General features: G+C 62.5%; 17 protein-coding genes. 13 read left to right on the forward strand and 4 right to left on the reverse strand.

Translation table 11 applies throughout. The annotated features are described in order from the left end of the window. The 6 genes from G6K99_RS04335 to G6K99_RS04360 all read left to right on the forward strand — a co-directional run bounded on the left by G6K99_RS04335 (position 1) and on the right by G6K99_RS04360 (position 6,590). Entirely contained in the window at positions 1 to 1,011 is a 1,011-nt protein-coding gene (locus G6K99_RS04335; RefSeq protein ID WP_113112181.1) for a ligase-associated DNA damage response exonuclease, read from the forward strand. Between the two features lie 334 nt (positions 1,012 to 1,345). Continuing rightward, entirely contained in the window at positions 1,346 to 2,983 is a 1,638-nt protein-coding gene (locus tag G6K99_RS04340) for a cisplatin damage response ATP-dependent DNA ligase (RefSeq protein WP_113111251.1), read from the forward strand. A gap of 87 nt (positions 2,984 to 3,070) precedes the next feature. After that, positions 3,071 to 3,979 (forward strand): S9 family peptidase, encoded by a 909-nt coding sequence (locus G6K99_RS04345; protein WP_174195817.1) that lies wholly within the window; start codon positions 3,071 to 3,073, stop codon positions 3,977 to 3,979. Between the two features lie 82 nt (positions 3,980 to 4,061). Then, entirely contained in the window at positions 4,062 to 4,886 is an 825-nt protein-coding gene (locus G6K99_RS04350; RefSeq protein ID WP_092661599.1) for a L,D-transpeptidase, read from the forward strand. 285 nt (positions 4,887 to 5,171) lie between these two features. Next, complete coding sequence (locus G6K99_RS04355; RefSeq protein ID WP_174195818.1) at positions 5,172 to 5,897, forward strand: L,D-transpeptidase; 726 nt, start codon at positions 5,172 to 5,174, stop codon at positions 5,895 to 5,897. A 270-nt stretch (positions 5,898 to 6,167) separates the two neighbouring features. Then, complete coding sequence (locus G6K99_RS04360; protein WP_062453520.1) at positions 6,168 to 6,590, forward strand: organic hydroperoxide resistance protein; 423 nt, start codon at positions 6,168 to 6,170, stop codon at positions 6,588 to 6,590. A gap of 110 nt (positions 6,591 to 6,700) precedes the next feature. Here the strand turns inward: G6K99_RS04360 and G6K99_RS04365 are convergent, their stop codons facing one another. Then, positions 6,701 to 7,147, reverse strand: a complete 447-nt coding sequence (locus G6K99_RS04365; RefSeq protein WP_371816137.1) for a MarR family winged helix-turn-helix transcriptional regulator — start codon at positions 7,145 to 7,147, stop codon at positions 6,701 to 6,703. A gap of 54 nt (positions 7,148 to 7,201) precedes the next feature. On the opposite strand from G6K99_RS04365, the gene G6K99_RS04370 reads away from it, so the two are divergent. The 3 genes from G6K99_RS04370 to G6K99_RS04380 all read left to right on the forward strand — a co-directional run bounded on the left by G6K99_RS04370 (position 7,202) and on the right by G6K99_RS04380 (position 9,697). Then, the gene (locus tag G6K99_RS04370) at positions 7,202 to 7,954 is read left to right on the forward strand and encodes a thioredoxin family protein (RefSeq protein WP_174195820.1); all 753 of its coding nucleotides are present in this window, start codon (positions 7,202 to 7,204) and stop codon (positions 7,952 to 7,954) included. Between the two features lie 46 nt (positions 7,955 to 8,000). After that, entirely contained in the window at positions 8,001 to 8,825 is an 825-nt protein-coding gene (locus G6K99_RS04375; protein WP_174195821.1) for a VOC family protein, read from the forward strand. 71 nt (positions 8,826 to 8,896) lie between these two features. Continuing rightward, positions 8,897 to 9,697, forward strand: coding sequence for a hypothetical protein (locus G6K99_RS04380; RefSeq protein ID WP_174195822.1), 801 nt, complete (start codon positions 8,897 to 8,899; stop codon positions 9,695 to 9,697). A gap of 15 nt (positions 9,698 to 9,712) precedes the next feature. Here the strand turns inward: G6K99_RS04380 and G6K99_RS04385 are convergent, their stop codons facing one another. Continuing rightward, complete coding sequence (locus G6K99_RS04385) at positions 9,713 to 10,108, reverse strand: cytochrome c family protein (RefSeq protein WP_113111244.1); 396 nt, start codon at positions 10,106 to 10,108, stop codon at positions 9,713 to 9,715. 8 nt (positions 10,109 to 10,116) lie between these two features. Then, a complete protein-coding gene (locus G6K99_RS04390; RefSeq protein WP_174195823.1) occupies positions 10,117 to 11,703 on the reverse strand; it encodes a helicase HerA-like C-terminal domain-containing protein in 1,587 nt (528 codons plus the stop codon). Positions 11,704 to 11,835: 132 nt separating this feature from the next. On the opposite strand from G6K99_RS04390, the gene G6K99_RS04395 reads away from it, so the two are divergent. From G6K99_RS04395 to G6K99_RS04405, 3 genes are all read left to right on the forward strand, one after another. Next, positions 11,836 to 12,843 (forward strand): YihY/virulence factor BrkB family protein, encoded by a 1,008-nt coding sequence (locus G6K99_RS04395; protein ID WP_174195824.1) that lies wholly within the window; start codon positions 11,836 to 11,838, stop codon positions 12,841 to 12,843. A 116-nt stretch (positions 12,844 to 12,959) separates the two neighbouring features. Then, a complete protein-coding gene (locus G6K99_RS04400) occupies positions 12,960 to 13,352 on the forward strand; it encodes a hypothetical protein (protein WP_062454796.1) in 393 nt (130 codons plus the stop codon). Between the two features lie 78 nt (positions 13,353 to 13,430). Next, positions 13,431 to 13,610: a hypothetical protein gene (locus G6K99_RS04405; protein WP_062453514.1), complete on the forward strand. Its 180-nt coding sequence runs from the start codon at positions 13,431 to 13,433 to the stop codon at positions 13,608 to 13,610. Positions 13,611 to 13,632: 22 nt separating this feature from the next. Here G6K99_RS04405 and G6K99_RS04410 read toward each other — a convergent pair whose 3' ends face one another. Beyond that, positions 13,633 to 14,316: a spermidine synthase gene (locus G6K99_RS04410; RefSeq protein WP_174195825.1), complete on the reverse strand. Its 684-nt coding sequence runs from the start codon at positions 14,314 to 14,316 to the stop codon at positions 13,633 to 13,635. A 271-nt stretch (positions 14,317 to 14,587) separates the two neighbouring features. Between G6K99_RS04410 and G6K99_RS04415 the strand changes: the two genes are divergently transcribed. Then, positions 14,588 to 15,604, forward strand: a complete 1,017-nt coding sequence (locus G6K99_RS04415) for a magnesium transporter CorA family protein (protein ID WP_062453512.1) — start codon at positions 14,588 to 14,590, stop codon at positions 15,602 to 15,604. Positions 15,605 to 15,672 lie beyond the last annotated feature (68 nt).

Raw genomic sequence — 15,672 nt, forward strand, 5'->3', positions numbered from 1 at the left:
ATGAAACCCGAGGCACTGCTTCATCCCACACCGGCCGGCCTGTTCTGCCCCGTCGGCGGCTTCCATGTCGATCCGGTGCGCCCCGTCGAGCGGGCGCTAATCACCCATGGCCATTCCGATCATGCCCGCGCCGGCCACACCCATGTGCTCGCCACCCGCCAGACGCTCGACATCATGAAGATCCGCTACGGCGACGACTTCTGCACCTCCGAACAGGAGGCTGCATGGGGCGAGGTGATCGATGTCGGCGGCGTCAATGTCAGCTTCCATCCAGCCGGCCATGTGCTCGGCTCGGCGCAGATCGCGCTTGAGCATAAGGAACTGCGCATCGTCGTATCAGGCGATTACAAGCGCGGCGTCGATCCCACCTGCGCACCCTTCGTGCCGGTCAACTGCGATGTCTTCATCACCGAGGCAACCTTCGGCCTTCCGGTCTTCCACCATCCCCACCCCCGCGAGGAAATCGGCAAGCTATTGACCTCGCTCAAGCAGTTTCCCGACCGCAGCCACATGGTCGGCGCCTACGCGCTTGGAAAGGCGCAGCGGGTCATCCGCCTGATCCGCGACAGCGGCTATGACGAACCGATCTATATCCACGGCGCGCTGGCAAAACTCTGCGATTATTACGAAAGCCAGGGCATCGCGCTCGGCGAAATCCGCCCCGCCACGATCGACAAGAGCAGCCCCGACCTGTTCAAGGGCGCCGTCGTCGTCGGCCCGCCCTCGGCCTTTCAGGATCGCTGGGCCCGCCGCTTCAACGAACCCCTGATCGCCTTCGCCTCCGGCTGGATGATGGTGCGCCAACGCGCCAAACAAAGCGGCGTCGAGCTGCCGCTGGTCATTTCCGACCACTGCGACTGGCCCGAACTCCTGGAAACCATCAACGAGGTCGCTCCCTCCGAAGTCTGGGTCACCCACGGCCGCGAGGAAGCGCTGGTGCGCTGGTGTGAACTGAAGAGCATTCCAGCGCGGCCGCTGCATCTGGTCGGCTATGAGGATGAGGGGGATTGATGATGACTGTGCCGCTGAAAAGAGACCCCTCCCAACCCTCCCCACAAGGGGGAGGGCTTAACCCGGTCGCACCGCTGTCGCACAATCTGGGTGGTACCGTGCCGCTGGTTCTCTCCCCCCCTTGTGGGGGAGATGGCCGGCAGGCCAGAGGGGGATCGATGATGGGTGGATTGTTGAAGAAAAACCCCTCCCAACCCTCCCCACATGGGGGAGGGCTTAACCCGGTCGCGCCCCTGTCGCACAATCGAGGCAGTGCCGTGCCGCTTGTTTTATCCCCCCTTGTGGGGGAGATGGCCGGCAGGCCAGAGGGGGTTTTTCGAAGAGTGCTGCGCCCATGAAACCCTTCGCCACACTGCTGGACCGTCTTGTCCTCACCCCGTCGCGCAACGGCAAGATCACCCTGCTGGTCGATTACTTCCGCACCACGCCCGATCCCGATCGCGGCTATGGGCTGGCGGCGCTCGCAAGTGCGCTTGATCTCAAAAGCGTCAAGCCCGCCATGCTGCGCGAACTGGTGCTGGAGCGCATGGATGCGGTTCTGTTTCAGTATTCCTACGACTATGTCGGCGATCTCGCCGAAACCATTGCGCTGGTCTGGGATGGCCTCGAAAAGGACGACACCACCGATGCCGAGCAGCCGCTTCTGTCCGAAGTCGTCGCCCGCATGAACTCGCTCGGCCGCACGGAAGTGCGCTCAGCCGTCCGCGACCTGCTCGATCATCTCGATCCGTCCGGCCGTTTCGCCTTCCTGAAGCTCGTCACCGGGTCGCTTCGCATCGGTGTCTCCGCCCGGCTTGCAAAGCAGGCGCTGTCCGAAATGTCGGGCAAGGACGTCACCGAGATCGAAACGCTGTGGCACGGGCTGGAGCCGCCCTATGTGTCGCTGTTTGCCTGGCTGGAAGGCCATGCCGACAAGCCGGTTCTGGCGACGCCGGCGATCTTCCATTCGGTCATGCTCGCCAACCCGGTCGAAAGCGGCGATCTCGAAAAGCTCGATCCCGCCGATTACGCCGCCGAATGGAAATGGGATGGCATCCGCGTCCAGATGTCGGCCCATGGCGGCACGAAGAAACTCTATTCCCGCTCCGGCGATGATATTACCGGCGCCTTTCCCGATATCGTCGAGCAGATCAATTTCGACGGCGTCGTCGATGGTGAGCTTCTCGTCGGCGGCACCATGCGCTCCAACAATCCCACCCGCACCTTTTCCGACCTGCAGCAGCGCCTCAACCGCAAGACTGTGAACGCGAAGATGCTGGAGGATTACCCCGCCTTCGTACGCGCCTACGATATCCTGTTCGACGGCGAGGCGGATGTGCGCGCAAAAGGTTTTCTCGAGCGCCGCGAACGCCTGTCCGAGGTGATCGGCCACGCCCCGCATGACCGGTTCGACCTCTCCGATCTCGTGCCCTTCACCACCTGGGATGAGCTAGAAGCCCTGCGCCGCGATCCGCCGGATCCGGTCATCGAAGGCGTCATGATCAAGCGCCGCGACAGCGTCTATCAGGCCGGCCGGCTGAAAGGCCCGTGGTTCAAGTGGAAACGCGATCCCTATAATGTCGATGCGGTCATGCTCTATGCCCAGCGCGGCCACGGCAAGCGCTCCAGCTACTACTCCGATTTCACCTTCGGCGTGTGGACGGATGGCCCGGATGGCGATCATCTCGTGCCCGTCGGCAAGGCCTATTTTGGCTTTACCGACGCGGAACTGGAAGTGCTCGACAAGTTCGTGCGCGACAACACGGTCGAGCGTTTCGGCCCGGTGAGGGCGGTGCGTGCCGACAAGGATTTCGGCTTCGTGCTGGAAGTCGCGTTTGAGGGCATCAACCGCTCGACGCGCCACAAGTCCGGCGTCGCCATGCGCTTTCCCCGCATCGCAAGGCTGCGGATGGACAAGCTGCCGCGCGATGCCGACCGGCTGGAAACACTGACCGCGATGATCGATGCCAAAACGGCGGACGCGAAGATGTGACCGCCGGCCCGCTTGCGTTCTGAACCGTCGGGTTTACGCTCAACCCCGATATCTGAGACTACTCATATCCTTATAGACGGTCGTTCCATGTCAATCACCCGCCGCATGCTGATGACCGGTCTGGCACTCGGTGCACTTGGTTCCCTTGCTGCACCCCAGGCCCTGGCCGCGCCCTTTCCCGTCCCCGAAACCCTGCCGCTGGAAAAGGAAGATTATGCCGAAGCCAGGCGTCGCTTCCGCACCCATCTTCTGAAGCATGGTCCGGCACCCGAAGCCTCGCCGCCGCTCGGGACCCCGCCGGGTGCGCAAAAGGTTATGTATCGCGGCGGTCCGGATGGCTCGCTCGAACTGATCGCCTGGCTTTCCCATTACGAAGCCTCGGGCAAGCCGAAACCGGCCGTGCTTTTCCTGCACGGCGGCAATGCCACCGGCGACGGCCACTGGGAACTGATGAAAGCCTATTGGGAAGCGGGCTTCGTGGTCCTGCATCCATCCTTTCGCGGCGAAAACGGCCAGGCCGGCAATTTCTCCGGCTTCTACGACGAAACCTCCGATGCGCTGGCAGCCGCCACCTATCTGGAAAACCTGCCCGGCATCGATCGCAGCCGGATCTTCATCGCCGGCCACAGCAATGGCGGCACGCTGTCGCTTCTTTCAGGCATGACGCGGCGGTTCAGGGCGGCGGTTCCGATTTCCGCCGGCGTCAATTCCTGGCGCTTCTTTACCCGATACTCGAACGAAGTGCCCTTCGATGCCGCCGATCCGAAAGAGTTCGTAATGCGGTCGTCCGCCTGTTTCGGGCCGAGCCTCAAATGCCCGACGCTGCTTCTGCGCGGGTCGGACGAGCGGCCTTTCGATGCCGATCATCAACTGCTGATCGATCGTGCGCGGTCTGCCGGTGTGACGATCGACAAGAAGCTTCTGCCCGGCAATCATAACGGCGTCGTCCCCGGTGCCGTTGTCGAAAGCATTCGCTTCTTCAACCAGTTCACGTGATCCAGTCGCCACCTCTCCAGCCTCGCGAAAGCGCTGCCTGACAGATTGCCCCCGACGTCATCAATGCCGAAGCGGGACTGCCATGCAAAACAAAGCCTTATCGCTCAGCCGGACCTCCGGTCTTGCGGCCGTTCTCGTGGCGACGACGGCGCTCAGCGGTTGCCAGGTGCCGTTCGTCACCGATACGACCCGCATGGACCCGGCCGTGTTTGCCCGCGAAACCACGCCGGTCTTCTATCAGCCGGCCTACAACGAGCCGGTCCAGCCACAGCCTCTTCCCCAGAAGGAGGCTATTCCGCAAAAGCGTCAGCTTTATCAGACGCAGTTCCACCAGACCTACGGCATGCCGGTCTCCAACCCCGTGCACCGGGTCATGTACGAGGTGATCCGCGACGACGGCCACACGCTGCCGGCCATTCCCTATTCGCGCATCGACAACCGTTTTCTGCGCCAGGATGTGTCCTACCAGACCAATGAAGCACCCGGCACGCTGGTGGTCGATACCCGTGCCAACTTCCTCTATCTCGTGCAGCCCGGCGGCAAGGCGATCCGCTACGGCGTCGGTCTCGGCAAGGCGGGCTTTGCCTGGTCCGGCCGCGGCGTCATCCAGCGCAAGGCGAAATGGCCGCGCTGGACGCCTTCAGGCGAAATGGTGTCTCGCCAGCCGGAGCTTCGCCAGTTCGCAGCAGCATCCGGCGGCGCCGATCCCGGCCTCAACAACCCGCTCGGTGCCCGCGCGCTCTATATCTACAAGGACGGCAAGGACACGCTCTATCGCGTTCACGGCACGCCGGACTGGCAGTCCGTCGGCAGGGCAACCTCGTCCGGCTGCGTTCGCATGCTCAACCAGGATGTCATCGACCTGTTCGACCGTGTCCCGAACGGCACTCCGATCGTCGTTCTCTGACCGCTGGCGCGTGGCAAAACTGCCCACGGCAAGCTTGCATCTCGCGCGTCAATCCCCCGGGCCTCGTATCTGCCCTCACACACAGTGAAGTGATCACGCTGTTGCGCAGGGGACACAGGCTGTGTCGCATCCCTGTGATGGTGTGTGTCAACCTCGTGAATGGTCGATGAAGCTGGCCGCGTTATGTGATAGTGGAGCAAAACATCAGGCAGGGAACCAATCGGTTCGATTGCCGTTAAAATTTGCTTTTGCAGTGACGCGTTCCTCTAGGGTGACTTTCCGAACATGATTTCCAACTCTTCTTTCTCCCGACGGGGCTTCCTGTCCATGCTGGGTGTCGGCGCTGCCTCGACGCTCGCGGGCTGCGCTTCCACTGCGCCGGGCCCTTCCGGCAACATCGTCACCTACCGTGACGGCGTCGCCCTCCGCAACGACGGCCTTCCGCCGGTTGGCGGCGATCCCGAAGCCGCGATGATGTACGGCGCCGTCGAAGATGGTGGCTATGTCATCCCGGCCATCCCCTATGAGCGGATCAATCCGCGCTACTATCGCCAGCGCGTTGTCGATCCGACAGGCGAACGCCCGGGCACGATCGTCGTCGACACCCCGTCGCGCTTCCTCTATCTGGTCGAGCCCGGCGGTTCGGCCATGCGCTACGGCGTCGGCATCGGTCGCGATGGCTTTGCCTGGAGCGGCGAGGGCGTCATCCAGTGGCGTCAGAAGTGGCCGAAATGGACCCCGCCGGACGAAATGGTCGCGCGCCAGCCGCAACTGGTCAAGTATTCAATCGCAAACGGCGGCATGCCTCCGGGCCTCACAAACCCGCTCGGCGCCCGCGCGCTCTACATCTTCCAGAACGGCCAGGACACGCTCTACCGCCTGCACGGTTCGCCGGAATGGAACTCGATCGGCAAAGCCGTCTCGTCCGGCTGCGTCCGCCTGATGAACCAGGACATCATCGACCTCTATGAGCGCGTCCCCAACAAGGCCCGCGTCGTCGTCTGGCAGTAAGCATCTTCTTGATCTACGACGAAAAGGCTGCGGGAGACCGCAGCCTTTTTTGCATCCGGTGACCATCCGTCCCTCGGCAATGGCGCCATCGGCGCACCTCTCTTTCCCGGTCCCCGTTCATTATCTCCCACCCCGGTCCTGACTTCGCGGCCTGCTGCCCTATCTCCTGCCTTAGCGACCATGTCGCTGGACTAATGCCGGTTCAGGTTTTCGTGCCATCGAATGCTCGCGCGATGATCCGGCAATACCAATCACCAAGGGAGTTACTCCATGCCCATTCTTTACACGACCAAGGGTTCCGCAACCGGTGGCCGCTCCGGCCACGGTGCTTCCGACAACGGCGTGCTCGACGTCACGCTGACGGTTCCGAAGGAACTCGGCGGCGATGGCGCCACCGGCACCAATCCGGAACAGCTGTTTGCGGTCGGCTATTCCGCCTGCTTCCTCGGCGCGCTGAAAGCCGTCGCTGCCAAGGAAAAGGTGAAGATCCCTGACGAGGCCAAGGTCACCGCAACGGTCGGCATCGGCCCGCGCGAAGATGGTGGCGGCTTCGGCATCGAAGTCTCGCTGTCGGTCAACGCCCCCGGCATCGAACGCGCCCAGCTCGAAGACCTGGTCGCCAAGGCCCATATCGTCTGCCCTTACAGCCACGCGATGCGCACCTCGACCGAAGTCCAGGTTACCGTCGAGTAAAGCTTTAAAACAATGGTCCGGCGGGCAGTTCGGTTCTCGGACTGCCCGCGCGCGACGGCAAAAAGCGGCTTCGGCCGCTTTTTGTTTGCGCAAGTTACAGCCGACCCCGTTCAGCTCACAACCTTCAACGAGTCCCGCAGCTGGTCCGCATTGCCGCCGGGCAGCGCGGCATCAAGCTCTGCATGCGTCGCTTCCCAGATCGGCAGGGCTTTCGCCAGAACCGCGCGGCCATCCTCCGTCAGTGTCAGGAGCCGTCCGCGCTTGTCCTTCGGGTCAACGGCGCTGCCGATCCAGCCACGCGCGTGCAAAACTTTCAGGGCCGCAGTCAGCGTCGTGCGGTCCATGGCAAGCAGATCGCAGACGGATTTCATCGTCGCCGGCTGCGGCCGGTTGAGCGACATCATCAGCGAGAACTGGCCATTGTTCAATCCAACCGGCTTCAGCGCCGTATCGAAGGTTCGCGCTAAGGCCCGCGCTGCCCGTTGCACATGCAGGCAAAGACAGGTGTCGCGGACATGAAGCGTGGCGGAAAACGGAAACGAATCGGGATTTGACAGCATGGAAATATTATGTTGATATCAACCTATTCTGTCAAGAAAGGGGAGGTTCTTATGGATGTCAGCGCATTCCCGACAAATGCCGTCCTGTCGAAAGAAGAGTGGCTGAAGGCGCGGCTCGAGCTTCTGGCGCTCGAGAAGGAGGAGACGCGGTTGCGTGACAAGGTCCGCGCCGCCCGCCGCGCCTTGCCCTGGGTGCGGGTGGACAAGGACTATGTCTTCGACACGCCGCAGGGCGGCAAGACCTTGTCCGATCTCTTTGCCGGACGCAGCCAGCTGCTAATCTATCACTTTATGTTCGGACCCGACTGGAGCGAAGGCTGTGTCGGTTGCTCCTTCATGGCCGACCATTTCGACGGCACGCTTGCCCATCTCAACCATCACGACGTCACGCTGGTCGCCGTCTCGCGCGGCACGTTGGAGCAAATCGAGGCCTACAAGGCCCGCATGAACTGGCAGTTTCCCTGGGTCTCGTCCTACGCCACAGATTTCAACCACGACTATCGCGTTTCCTTCACGCAAGGAGAGATGCAGGGCGAGACGATCAACTACAATTTCCGCGACCTGCCCGTGAGCGAAGGTTTCGAGGAGCTTCCGGGCCTGTCCGCCTTCTACAGGAATGAGGCCGGCGAGATCTTCCACACCTATTCCACCTATGCCCGCGGACCGGAGGAGGTGATCGGCACGCTGATGCTGCTCGACCGCGCGCCGCTCGGCCGCAACGAGGACAAGACGATGAGCTTCCTCAAGCGCCACGACGAATATGCGGCAAAGCCCGAGCAACAGGCGTCATCCTGCTGCCATTGAGAGCTTGTCGCCGGGTCCGTTCAACACACACAAGAGGGAGATGGGCATGCTGCAGATCGTTTCGAAATCCCGTTCGGACACGCATGGAAAGTTCATCTGGTGCGAACTGATCACGTCAGACACGTCTGCGGCGGGCAAGTTCTACGCCTCGGTGGTCGGCTGGAATGTCCGCGAACTCGCCATGCCCGATATGCCGTCCTATTTCCTGTTCGAAATGGGCGAGGGTGACAATTGCCCCGGCATCGGCGGCATGATGCACTTTCCGCCGGAGCTTGAAGGCAAGATGCCGCCGAACTGGACCGGCTATGTTGCCGTCGACGATGTCGATGAAACCGCAAGTGACTTCGTTTCGCTTGGCGGACGCATCCAGCGCGACCCGGAGGATATCCCGGGCGTCGGCCGGTTTGCTGTTGTGGCCGATCCGCATGGGGCGGTTCTCTGCATCATGACGCCGATCCCGCCGGCAAACCCGCCCCGCCAGCTCGGCCCCGCCGATCCCGGCAATCTCGGCTGGTGCGAGCTGATGGCGGGCAACGGCGAGGAGGCTTTCGAATTCTATGGAAGCGTGTTCGGTTGGGCGAAGGACCATGACATGGACATGGGCGAGAGGGGCGTCTACCGCATCTTTGCCTATGACGGCCATCCCGGCCGGGCGATCGGCGGCATGATGACGAAACCGGACACGGTGCCTGCGCCGTGCTGGTCCTATTACTTCAACGTCGCGGCGATTGACGCGGCCATCGAGCGGATCACGGCCGGCGGCGGTAGTGTCGTGTTCGGGCCGATGCAAGTGCCCGGCGGAAGCTGGATCGTCCAGGCCACCGATCCGCAGGGCGCCTTCTTCTGCCTCGTCGCTCCGAAGCGCTCTTGATCCCCGAAACCTTGAACCTGTCCTCGTCAGGCCTAATTGCACCTTCACGCATAAGGCCGGAGGACCCACTCATGCATCCATTGCCCCGTCCGCTGAGCCTTGTTTTCTTTAGCATCAGCACATTCCTGGCCCTGTCCGGCATCGTCATGATCCTGACGGGTTTCCGGGGCGGCTGGCCGGTGCTGGCCCTGTTCGGGGCAGGCGCCTTCGTCTTTGCGCATATGCTCTGGCCGCAAACCTTCCATCGAAGGCGGGTGGATGCCGCAACGCTGATTTCGCGCTTTCCCGGTCCGGTCACCCTCTATTCCAGCCGCGTCCGCTATTTTTCGCTGGCCGTCGGCTGCGCAGCCTTTGCCGTCCTGCTTCTGTTTCTGCTTTTGGATGCCGACCCGGCCGATCCGCCGATGCCGGCACTGCGACAGGTCATTCTCTGGCTGGGCGTCGGTTTCCTGTCGCTCTGCGCCTCCGTCATGATGGCGGGCGTCCTTGTCGGTCAGCGGCTGGAACTGGATGGCGACGGCTTCACCATGGTCACGCTCGGACGTCGCAAAGTCTGGCGCTGGCAGGATGTCGAGGGCTTCAAGGCCGGCGGGATGACGCCGATTTCCATGCGCTTTCTGCCGAAGCTGGAGATGAAAATGGTCGTGTTCGACGATCTGACGCTTCCGGAAACCGCCCTGATCCGCATGAGCCGCGATGCGACCGGCCGCAATTCCGGCCTGCACGACGCCTACGGGCTCGATTTCACGCAGCTTGCCTGGCTCCTGGAGACCTGGCGCGAAAAGGCGCTGGGTGTGTCGCAAGTCGCAACCGCAGAGACAATCCGCGACGACGAATTTGTGCCTGTCTCGCTGGCGCATCTGAACGGCTGACAGCGGTCTCGACCGTTACTCGGCCTGCGCGGTCGTCTTCAGGTAAGCGATTACGTCGTCGATCTCGGCCTGGGTCCACAGGCCGAAGAAGCGCATGCTGGTTCCCGGCACTTTCTTCTTGGGGCTCGAGAGAAAGGCCGACAGTGCCGCGTCGTCCCAGACGAGACCGGCTGCGCCTGCATCCTTCATCGCCTGCGAATACTTGTAGTCGGGAACTTGCGCTGCCGGTCGCCCGACGACGCCTTTGAGATGCGGGCCGAACCGGTTGGTCTCCCGGTCGGCCACATGACAGGCGACGCATTTCTGGTACACCCGCTTGCCGTTGCCGGCATCTGCCGCCTGCGCGGTCGAGGAAAAGGCGAGCGCAACAAGGGCGAGGGCGCAGAGCCCTGTCCTTGCCGCTTTGTGCATCCGCCCGGTCACCGCTTCAGACTGCCCAGAATGCCGCGCACGATCGCCCGGCCCACCTGGGTGGCGACGGTGCGCGTCACGCTTTTCATGGCCGCTTCGATGATCGTCTCGCGCTGGTAGCCCGAGCGGCCAACGGTTCTGCGGCCCTTCGGCTCGTCGTCGTCCTTGTTGCCGAAGCCGGGCAGGGTCCAGCCGGTGGTTTCGCCGGAGCCGGCGGGCGGCGCGGGGTCGAGTTCGTCCTGCGCCTTGCGGGCAGCGGCCGCATCGGCGGCCTGCTTTGCCCGGGCGCCCAGCATTTCGAAGGCGCTTTCGCGGTCGAGATCCTCGTCATAGACCCCGAGAACCGGGCTGCGGTCCATCACCGACTGCCGCTCCGCATCGGTCAAAGGACCGATCCGTCCCGAGGGTGGGCGGACCAGCGTCCGTTCCACCATCGATGGTGCACCCTTGCCCTCAAGCGTCGAGACCAGCGCCTCGCCGGTACCGAGCTGGGTGATCGCGGTCGCGCAATCGAAGGCCGGGTTCGGGCGGAACGTGTCGGCGGCGGTCTTCACTGCCTTCTGCTCGCGCGGCGTATAGGCGCGCAGCGCGTGCTGTACCCGGTTGCCGAGCTGGGCGAGAACGCTTTCCGGCACGTCGAGCGGGTTCTGGGTGACGAAATAGACGCCGACGCCCTTGGAGCGGATCAGCCGCACCACCTGCTCGACGCGGTCGAGCAGAACCTTCGGCGCTTCGTCGAACAGCAGATGCGCCTCGTCGAAGAAGAACACCAGCTTCGGCTTGTCCGGATCGCCCACTTCGGGCAGTTCCTCGAACAGTTCCGATAGAAGCCACAAAAGGAACGTCGCGTAGAGCCGCGGGTTCATCATCAGCTTGTCGGCGGCAAGGATCGAGATCTGGCCGTAACCGGAATTCGGGTTCACCCGCATGATGTCGGTGATCTTCAGCGCCGGCTCGCCGAAGAAATGCTCCGCACCCTGCTGTTCCAGAACGAGCAGCGCCCGCTGGATCGAGCCGACCGAAGCCTTGGAAATGAGGCCGAATTCCTTGGATAGTTCCGACGCGTTCTCGGCCATGTAATTCAGAAGCGAGGTCAGGTCCTTGAGGTCGAGCAGCGGCAGCCCGGCCTTGTCGGCCAGCTTGAAGGCGATGTTCAGCACGCCTTCCTGCGGTTCGGATGCATCCATCAGACGGGCCAGCAAGAGCGGCCCCATCTCGGCGATCGTCGTGCGAACCCTATGGCCCTTGGTGCCGTAGAGATCCCAGAAGATCACCGGGAACTGCTCGAAATCGTAGTCGGCAAAGCCGATCTGCTCGGCGCGTTTGGCGAGGAAATCCTTGGGCTCGCCCTTGGCCGCGACGCCGGAAAGATCGCCCTTGATATCGGATGCAAAAACGGGAACGCCGGCGCGTGAAAAGCCCTCGGCCAGAACCTGCAGCGTCACGGTCTTGCCGGTGCCGGTGGCACCGGTCACCAGCCCGTGGCGGTTGCCGAATTTCATGTCGAGGAATTCGGCCTTGTTCAACGTGTCGTCAGGGTTGCGACTGCCGCCGATAAAGAGTTTCGCCTGATCGTCCGCATCAATATTCGCCATGCAACTATGCGCTCCCTAAACGCGTTCAATCTGTGGCTTTTATAGGATGCGCTGAAGAGCCGGGCAACGGCTGAAAATCGGCCAAGTGAAAACTGGCGCGAGAGGCGGCAGAAGAGGGGTGAATACGTGACGATGACGGACACAGCCGGACCGGCGGGAACTCGGACACTCGATGCGCAAAGCGTGCGCGATGCGCAAAGGGGCCGCCACGCGGAAGGTCCGATGGGCATACCGGCCCGCGGCCTCAAAGACGTGTTCTGGCGCGTCTATGCCGGCGTAACCGAAGATCGCATCACGCTGATCGCCGCCGGCGTCACCTATTACCTTCTGCTGGCGCTGTTTCCCGCCGCAAGTGCGCTCGTGTCGATCTACGGTTTCGTCGCCGATCCCGTGACGATAGCCGATCGGATCGCGTTTCTGAGCACGATTATGCCCGCCGAAGGGCTGAACATCTTCCTCGATCAGGTCCGGGCCCTCTCAAGCGAACGCGGCGCAACGCTGTCGATCGGCCTGATCGCGGGTCTGGCGCTGGCGCTCTGGAGCGCTAACAACGGCATGAAGGCGCTTTTCGAGGCCATGAATGTCGCTTACGGCGAGCAGGAAAAGCGCGGCATCGTCAAGCTCAACCTGATGTCGCTGCTCTTCACGCTCGGCGCGATGCTGATTGCCATCGTCATCCTGTTTGCCATGGGCGTGGTGCCGGCATTGCTCAAATATTTCTGGCTCGACCAGTGGTCGGAAATGATCATCCGCATCGCCCGCTGGCCGTTGATGATGGTCTTCGTCACGCTCGGCATCATGGCGCTCTACCGGTTCGGCCCCAGCCGCGAGCCGGCGAAGATCCAGTGGCTGACCTGGGGTGCTGCCTTTTCCACCATTTTCTGGCTTCTCGCCTCGCTCGGCGTGTCCTACTATCTGGCCAACGTCGCCGATTACAATGCCACCTATGGCACGCTCGGCGCACTGATCGGCTTCATGGTCTGGACATGGGTATCCGTCATCATCGTGGTCGTCGGCGCAGAGATCAACGCGGAGCTCGAACACCAGACCTCGATCGATTCCACCACCGGCCATCCAAAGCCGATGGGGGCACGTGGCGCTGAAATGGCCGATACGGTCGGTGTCGCCGCCGAGGATTGACAAGCCGCCGGTTGCGCCAACCCGGGCTGCGTGGCACCAGTTGGAACACGCCTGTTGGCATCCGGCACGAGTCTATGTATGACCTTGACGTGAACGTCAAAACTGAGGAGATATTGATGAACGAGATGGTTACCCGCGTTGCCGACCGCGTCGGTCTTGCACCTGATGCGGCCGAAAAGGCGATCGGCATGATGCTGGGCTTCCTGCAGCGCGAGGCGGATGACGCTGCCGTGGCGCGGATGATCGAAGCCATTCCCGGCGCGCCGGAACTGGTCGGCAAATTCAACGGCGAAGGTGCCGGTGGCGGTGGTCTGCTCGGCGGCCTGATGTCGAGCTTCGGCGGCGGCGGCATCATGACGCTCGGCCAGCAGCTGATGTCGCAGGGCCTCGGCATGGGCGAGATCACAGCACTCGCCAAGGAAACCATGGCTGTCGCACGCGAACACGCCGGCGACGAAACCGTCGATACGGTCATCGCATCGGTACCTGGCCTCAGCCAGTTCGTCTGATTTCGAAACGCAATCCGAAAGCCGCTGGCACAACTGCCGGCGGCTTTTCTAAATGATCAGCTATGCTATAGGTCGGCGATGAGCGACAACATCATCAAGTTCCAGCGTCCGAAACCGGTCAAGCCACCGCGCAAGTCGCCGTTCAAAAACATGGCGCCCGGTGTGAAGCGCATGCTGTTCTGGGTCGCCATTATCGCGGGTCTGGTCCTGGCATTCCTCTATTTCCAGTTCGCCGGCAGCCCACCCCCAGGCGTCTGAGCAAAACGTAGTCGGCCGAACGTCAGCCCTTGGCTGCCAGCCAAATCACGTGCTTTGCGCCACGCTTGCCGTTGGCGCGCGTGTTCACCACGTCCGCCTGAAATCCCACTTCCTTCAGCCGCCGGGTGAAACCCGCATCGGGCCCTGACGACCAGACGGCGAGAACGCCGCCGGGCCGCAGCGCCGAGCGTGCGGCATAGAGACCACTCATGGTGTAGAGCCGGTCGTTCGAGGCCCGCGTCAATCCATCCGGGCCATTGTCGACATCGAGCAGGATCGCATCGAATGCGCCGCTCGACTGGCGGATCAACTCGCTGACATCGCCCTCAAAGATCGCCACGCGCGGATCATCGAGGCAGCCCTTGAAGACCGGCGCCATCGGCCCGCGCGCCCAGTCGACTACGGCCGGCACCAGCTCGGCCACGGTCACCTGCGCATCCTCGGGCAGAACGGCAAGTGCTGCCCTCAGCGTGAACCCCATGCCGAGCCCGCCGATCAGCATCGACGGCTTGGCTCTATTGCCGATCTTATCGTGTGCGAGCGTCGCAAGCGCTTCTTCCGAACCGCTGAGACGGCTGTTCATCAGCTCGTTGGTGCCGAGCATGATCGAGAATTCCTGGCCGCGCTGCTTCAGACGCAGCTCGCCTTCCTCGCCGGGCAGGGCGCCGGGAATGGTTGCGCGGTCGAGCTGGATCCAGGGCAGCATGGGACAAACCTCTTGGTCGGAGCGGCTTTGCTACAGAAGCGCAAACGACGGGTCAATGCTGCGCTGCGGGGAGTTGACTTTCCGTGATTTCCGCGCCATTTCACGCGCAAAGCGCTACCCGTTCGGGTGCCGCTCTTTCAAAGGACAAACCGAGATGAACCCCGACAGTCGAAGTTCGACGTCAACAGATAGACCTGCCGCTTCGGGGCTCTGAACCGTTCATATCGGTGATGCGCTCCGGGGACCTCAATGGTCCGGAATAGGAGCCGTCATGCTGCGTATCCATGCCTATGATCACGACCGCCTTGTCGCGGCCGACGCCGTAATAGCCAGTGCAGCCGCCGATGCGACGTCTGTTGCTCCGCAGCCGCCTGTGATCTGGTACGACCTGATCAACCCGACGGCCAAGGAAGAGCGCGATGTCGGCTCCCGCCTCGGGGTTACCATTCCCACCCAGGACGAGATGGAGGATATTGAACTCTCCTCCCGTCTCTACCAGGAAGACGGCGCCGAGTTCATGACCATGACCGTGCTGACACGCCCGGATGCCGGCACGCCGCACAAGGTTCCCGTCACCTTTATCGTCAAGGGCCAGGTTCTCGTCACCGTGCGCTATTCCGAGCCGCGTCCCTTCGATGCGTTCATGGCGCGTGCCCGCAAGGGCAACGGGCTCGGCCTCCATTCGGCAACCGGCGAACTGATCATGACCGGTCTGGTCGAGGCGATCATCGACCGCATGGCGGATACGCTGGAGCGGCTCGGCAACGATATCGACCAGATCTCGCGCGATATTTTTGCGGCCAAGGCCTCCAAGGTCAACAAGAAGACGCGCGACCTGCAGGAACTGATCCGGGCGATCGGCCAGAAGGGCGAGTTCATCACCGTCGTACGCGAAAGCCTCGTCAGCGTCTCGCGCGTCGTTGCCTATTATGCGGCCCTCGATGGTGTCGATCGCAAGCTGCCGAAGGAAATGCGCCAGCGCCTGAAACTGCTGCAGCGCGATGCCACCTCGCTTGGCGATCACTCGGCCTTCATGTCCGGCAAGATCAACTTCCTGCTCGATGCGACGCTGGGGCTGATCAATCTGGAGCAGAACCAGATCATCAAGATCTTCTCGGTTGCGTCAGTCGTGTTTCTGCCGCCAACGCTGGTCGCCTCGGTCTACGGCATGAACTTCGCCAATCAGCCGGAACTGCAATGGCATTACGGCTATCAACTGGCGCTCTGCCTGATGATCGTCTCGATGGCGCTCCCCTACCTCTACTTCCGCCGCAAGGGTTGGCTGTAGTCACAAACGAAGACGGGCGAGGCATGTGCTCCGCCCGTCCTTGTCTGATCTAGGCGGCAAGACGCGCT

It is taken from the genome of Neorhizobium sp. AL 9.2.2 (genome assembly GCF_013317225.1).
In the GTDB taxonomy this organism is placed as follows: Bacteria; Pseudomonadota; Alphaproteobacteria; order Rhizobiales; family Rhizobiaceae; genus Neorhizobium; species Neorhizobium soli.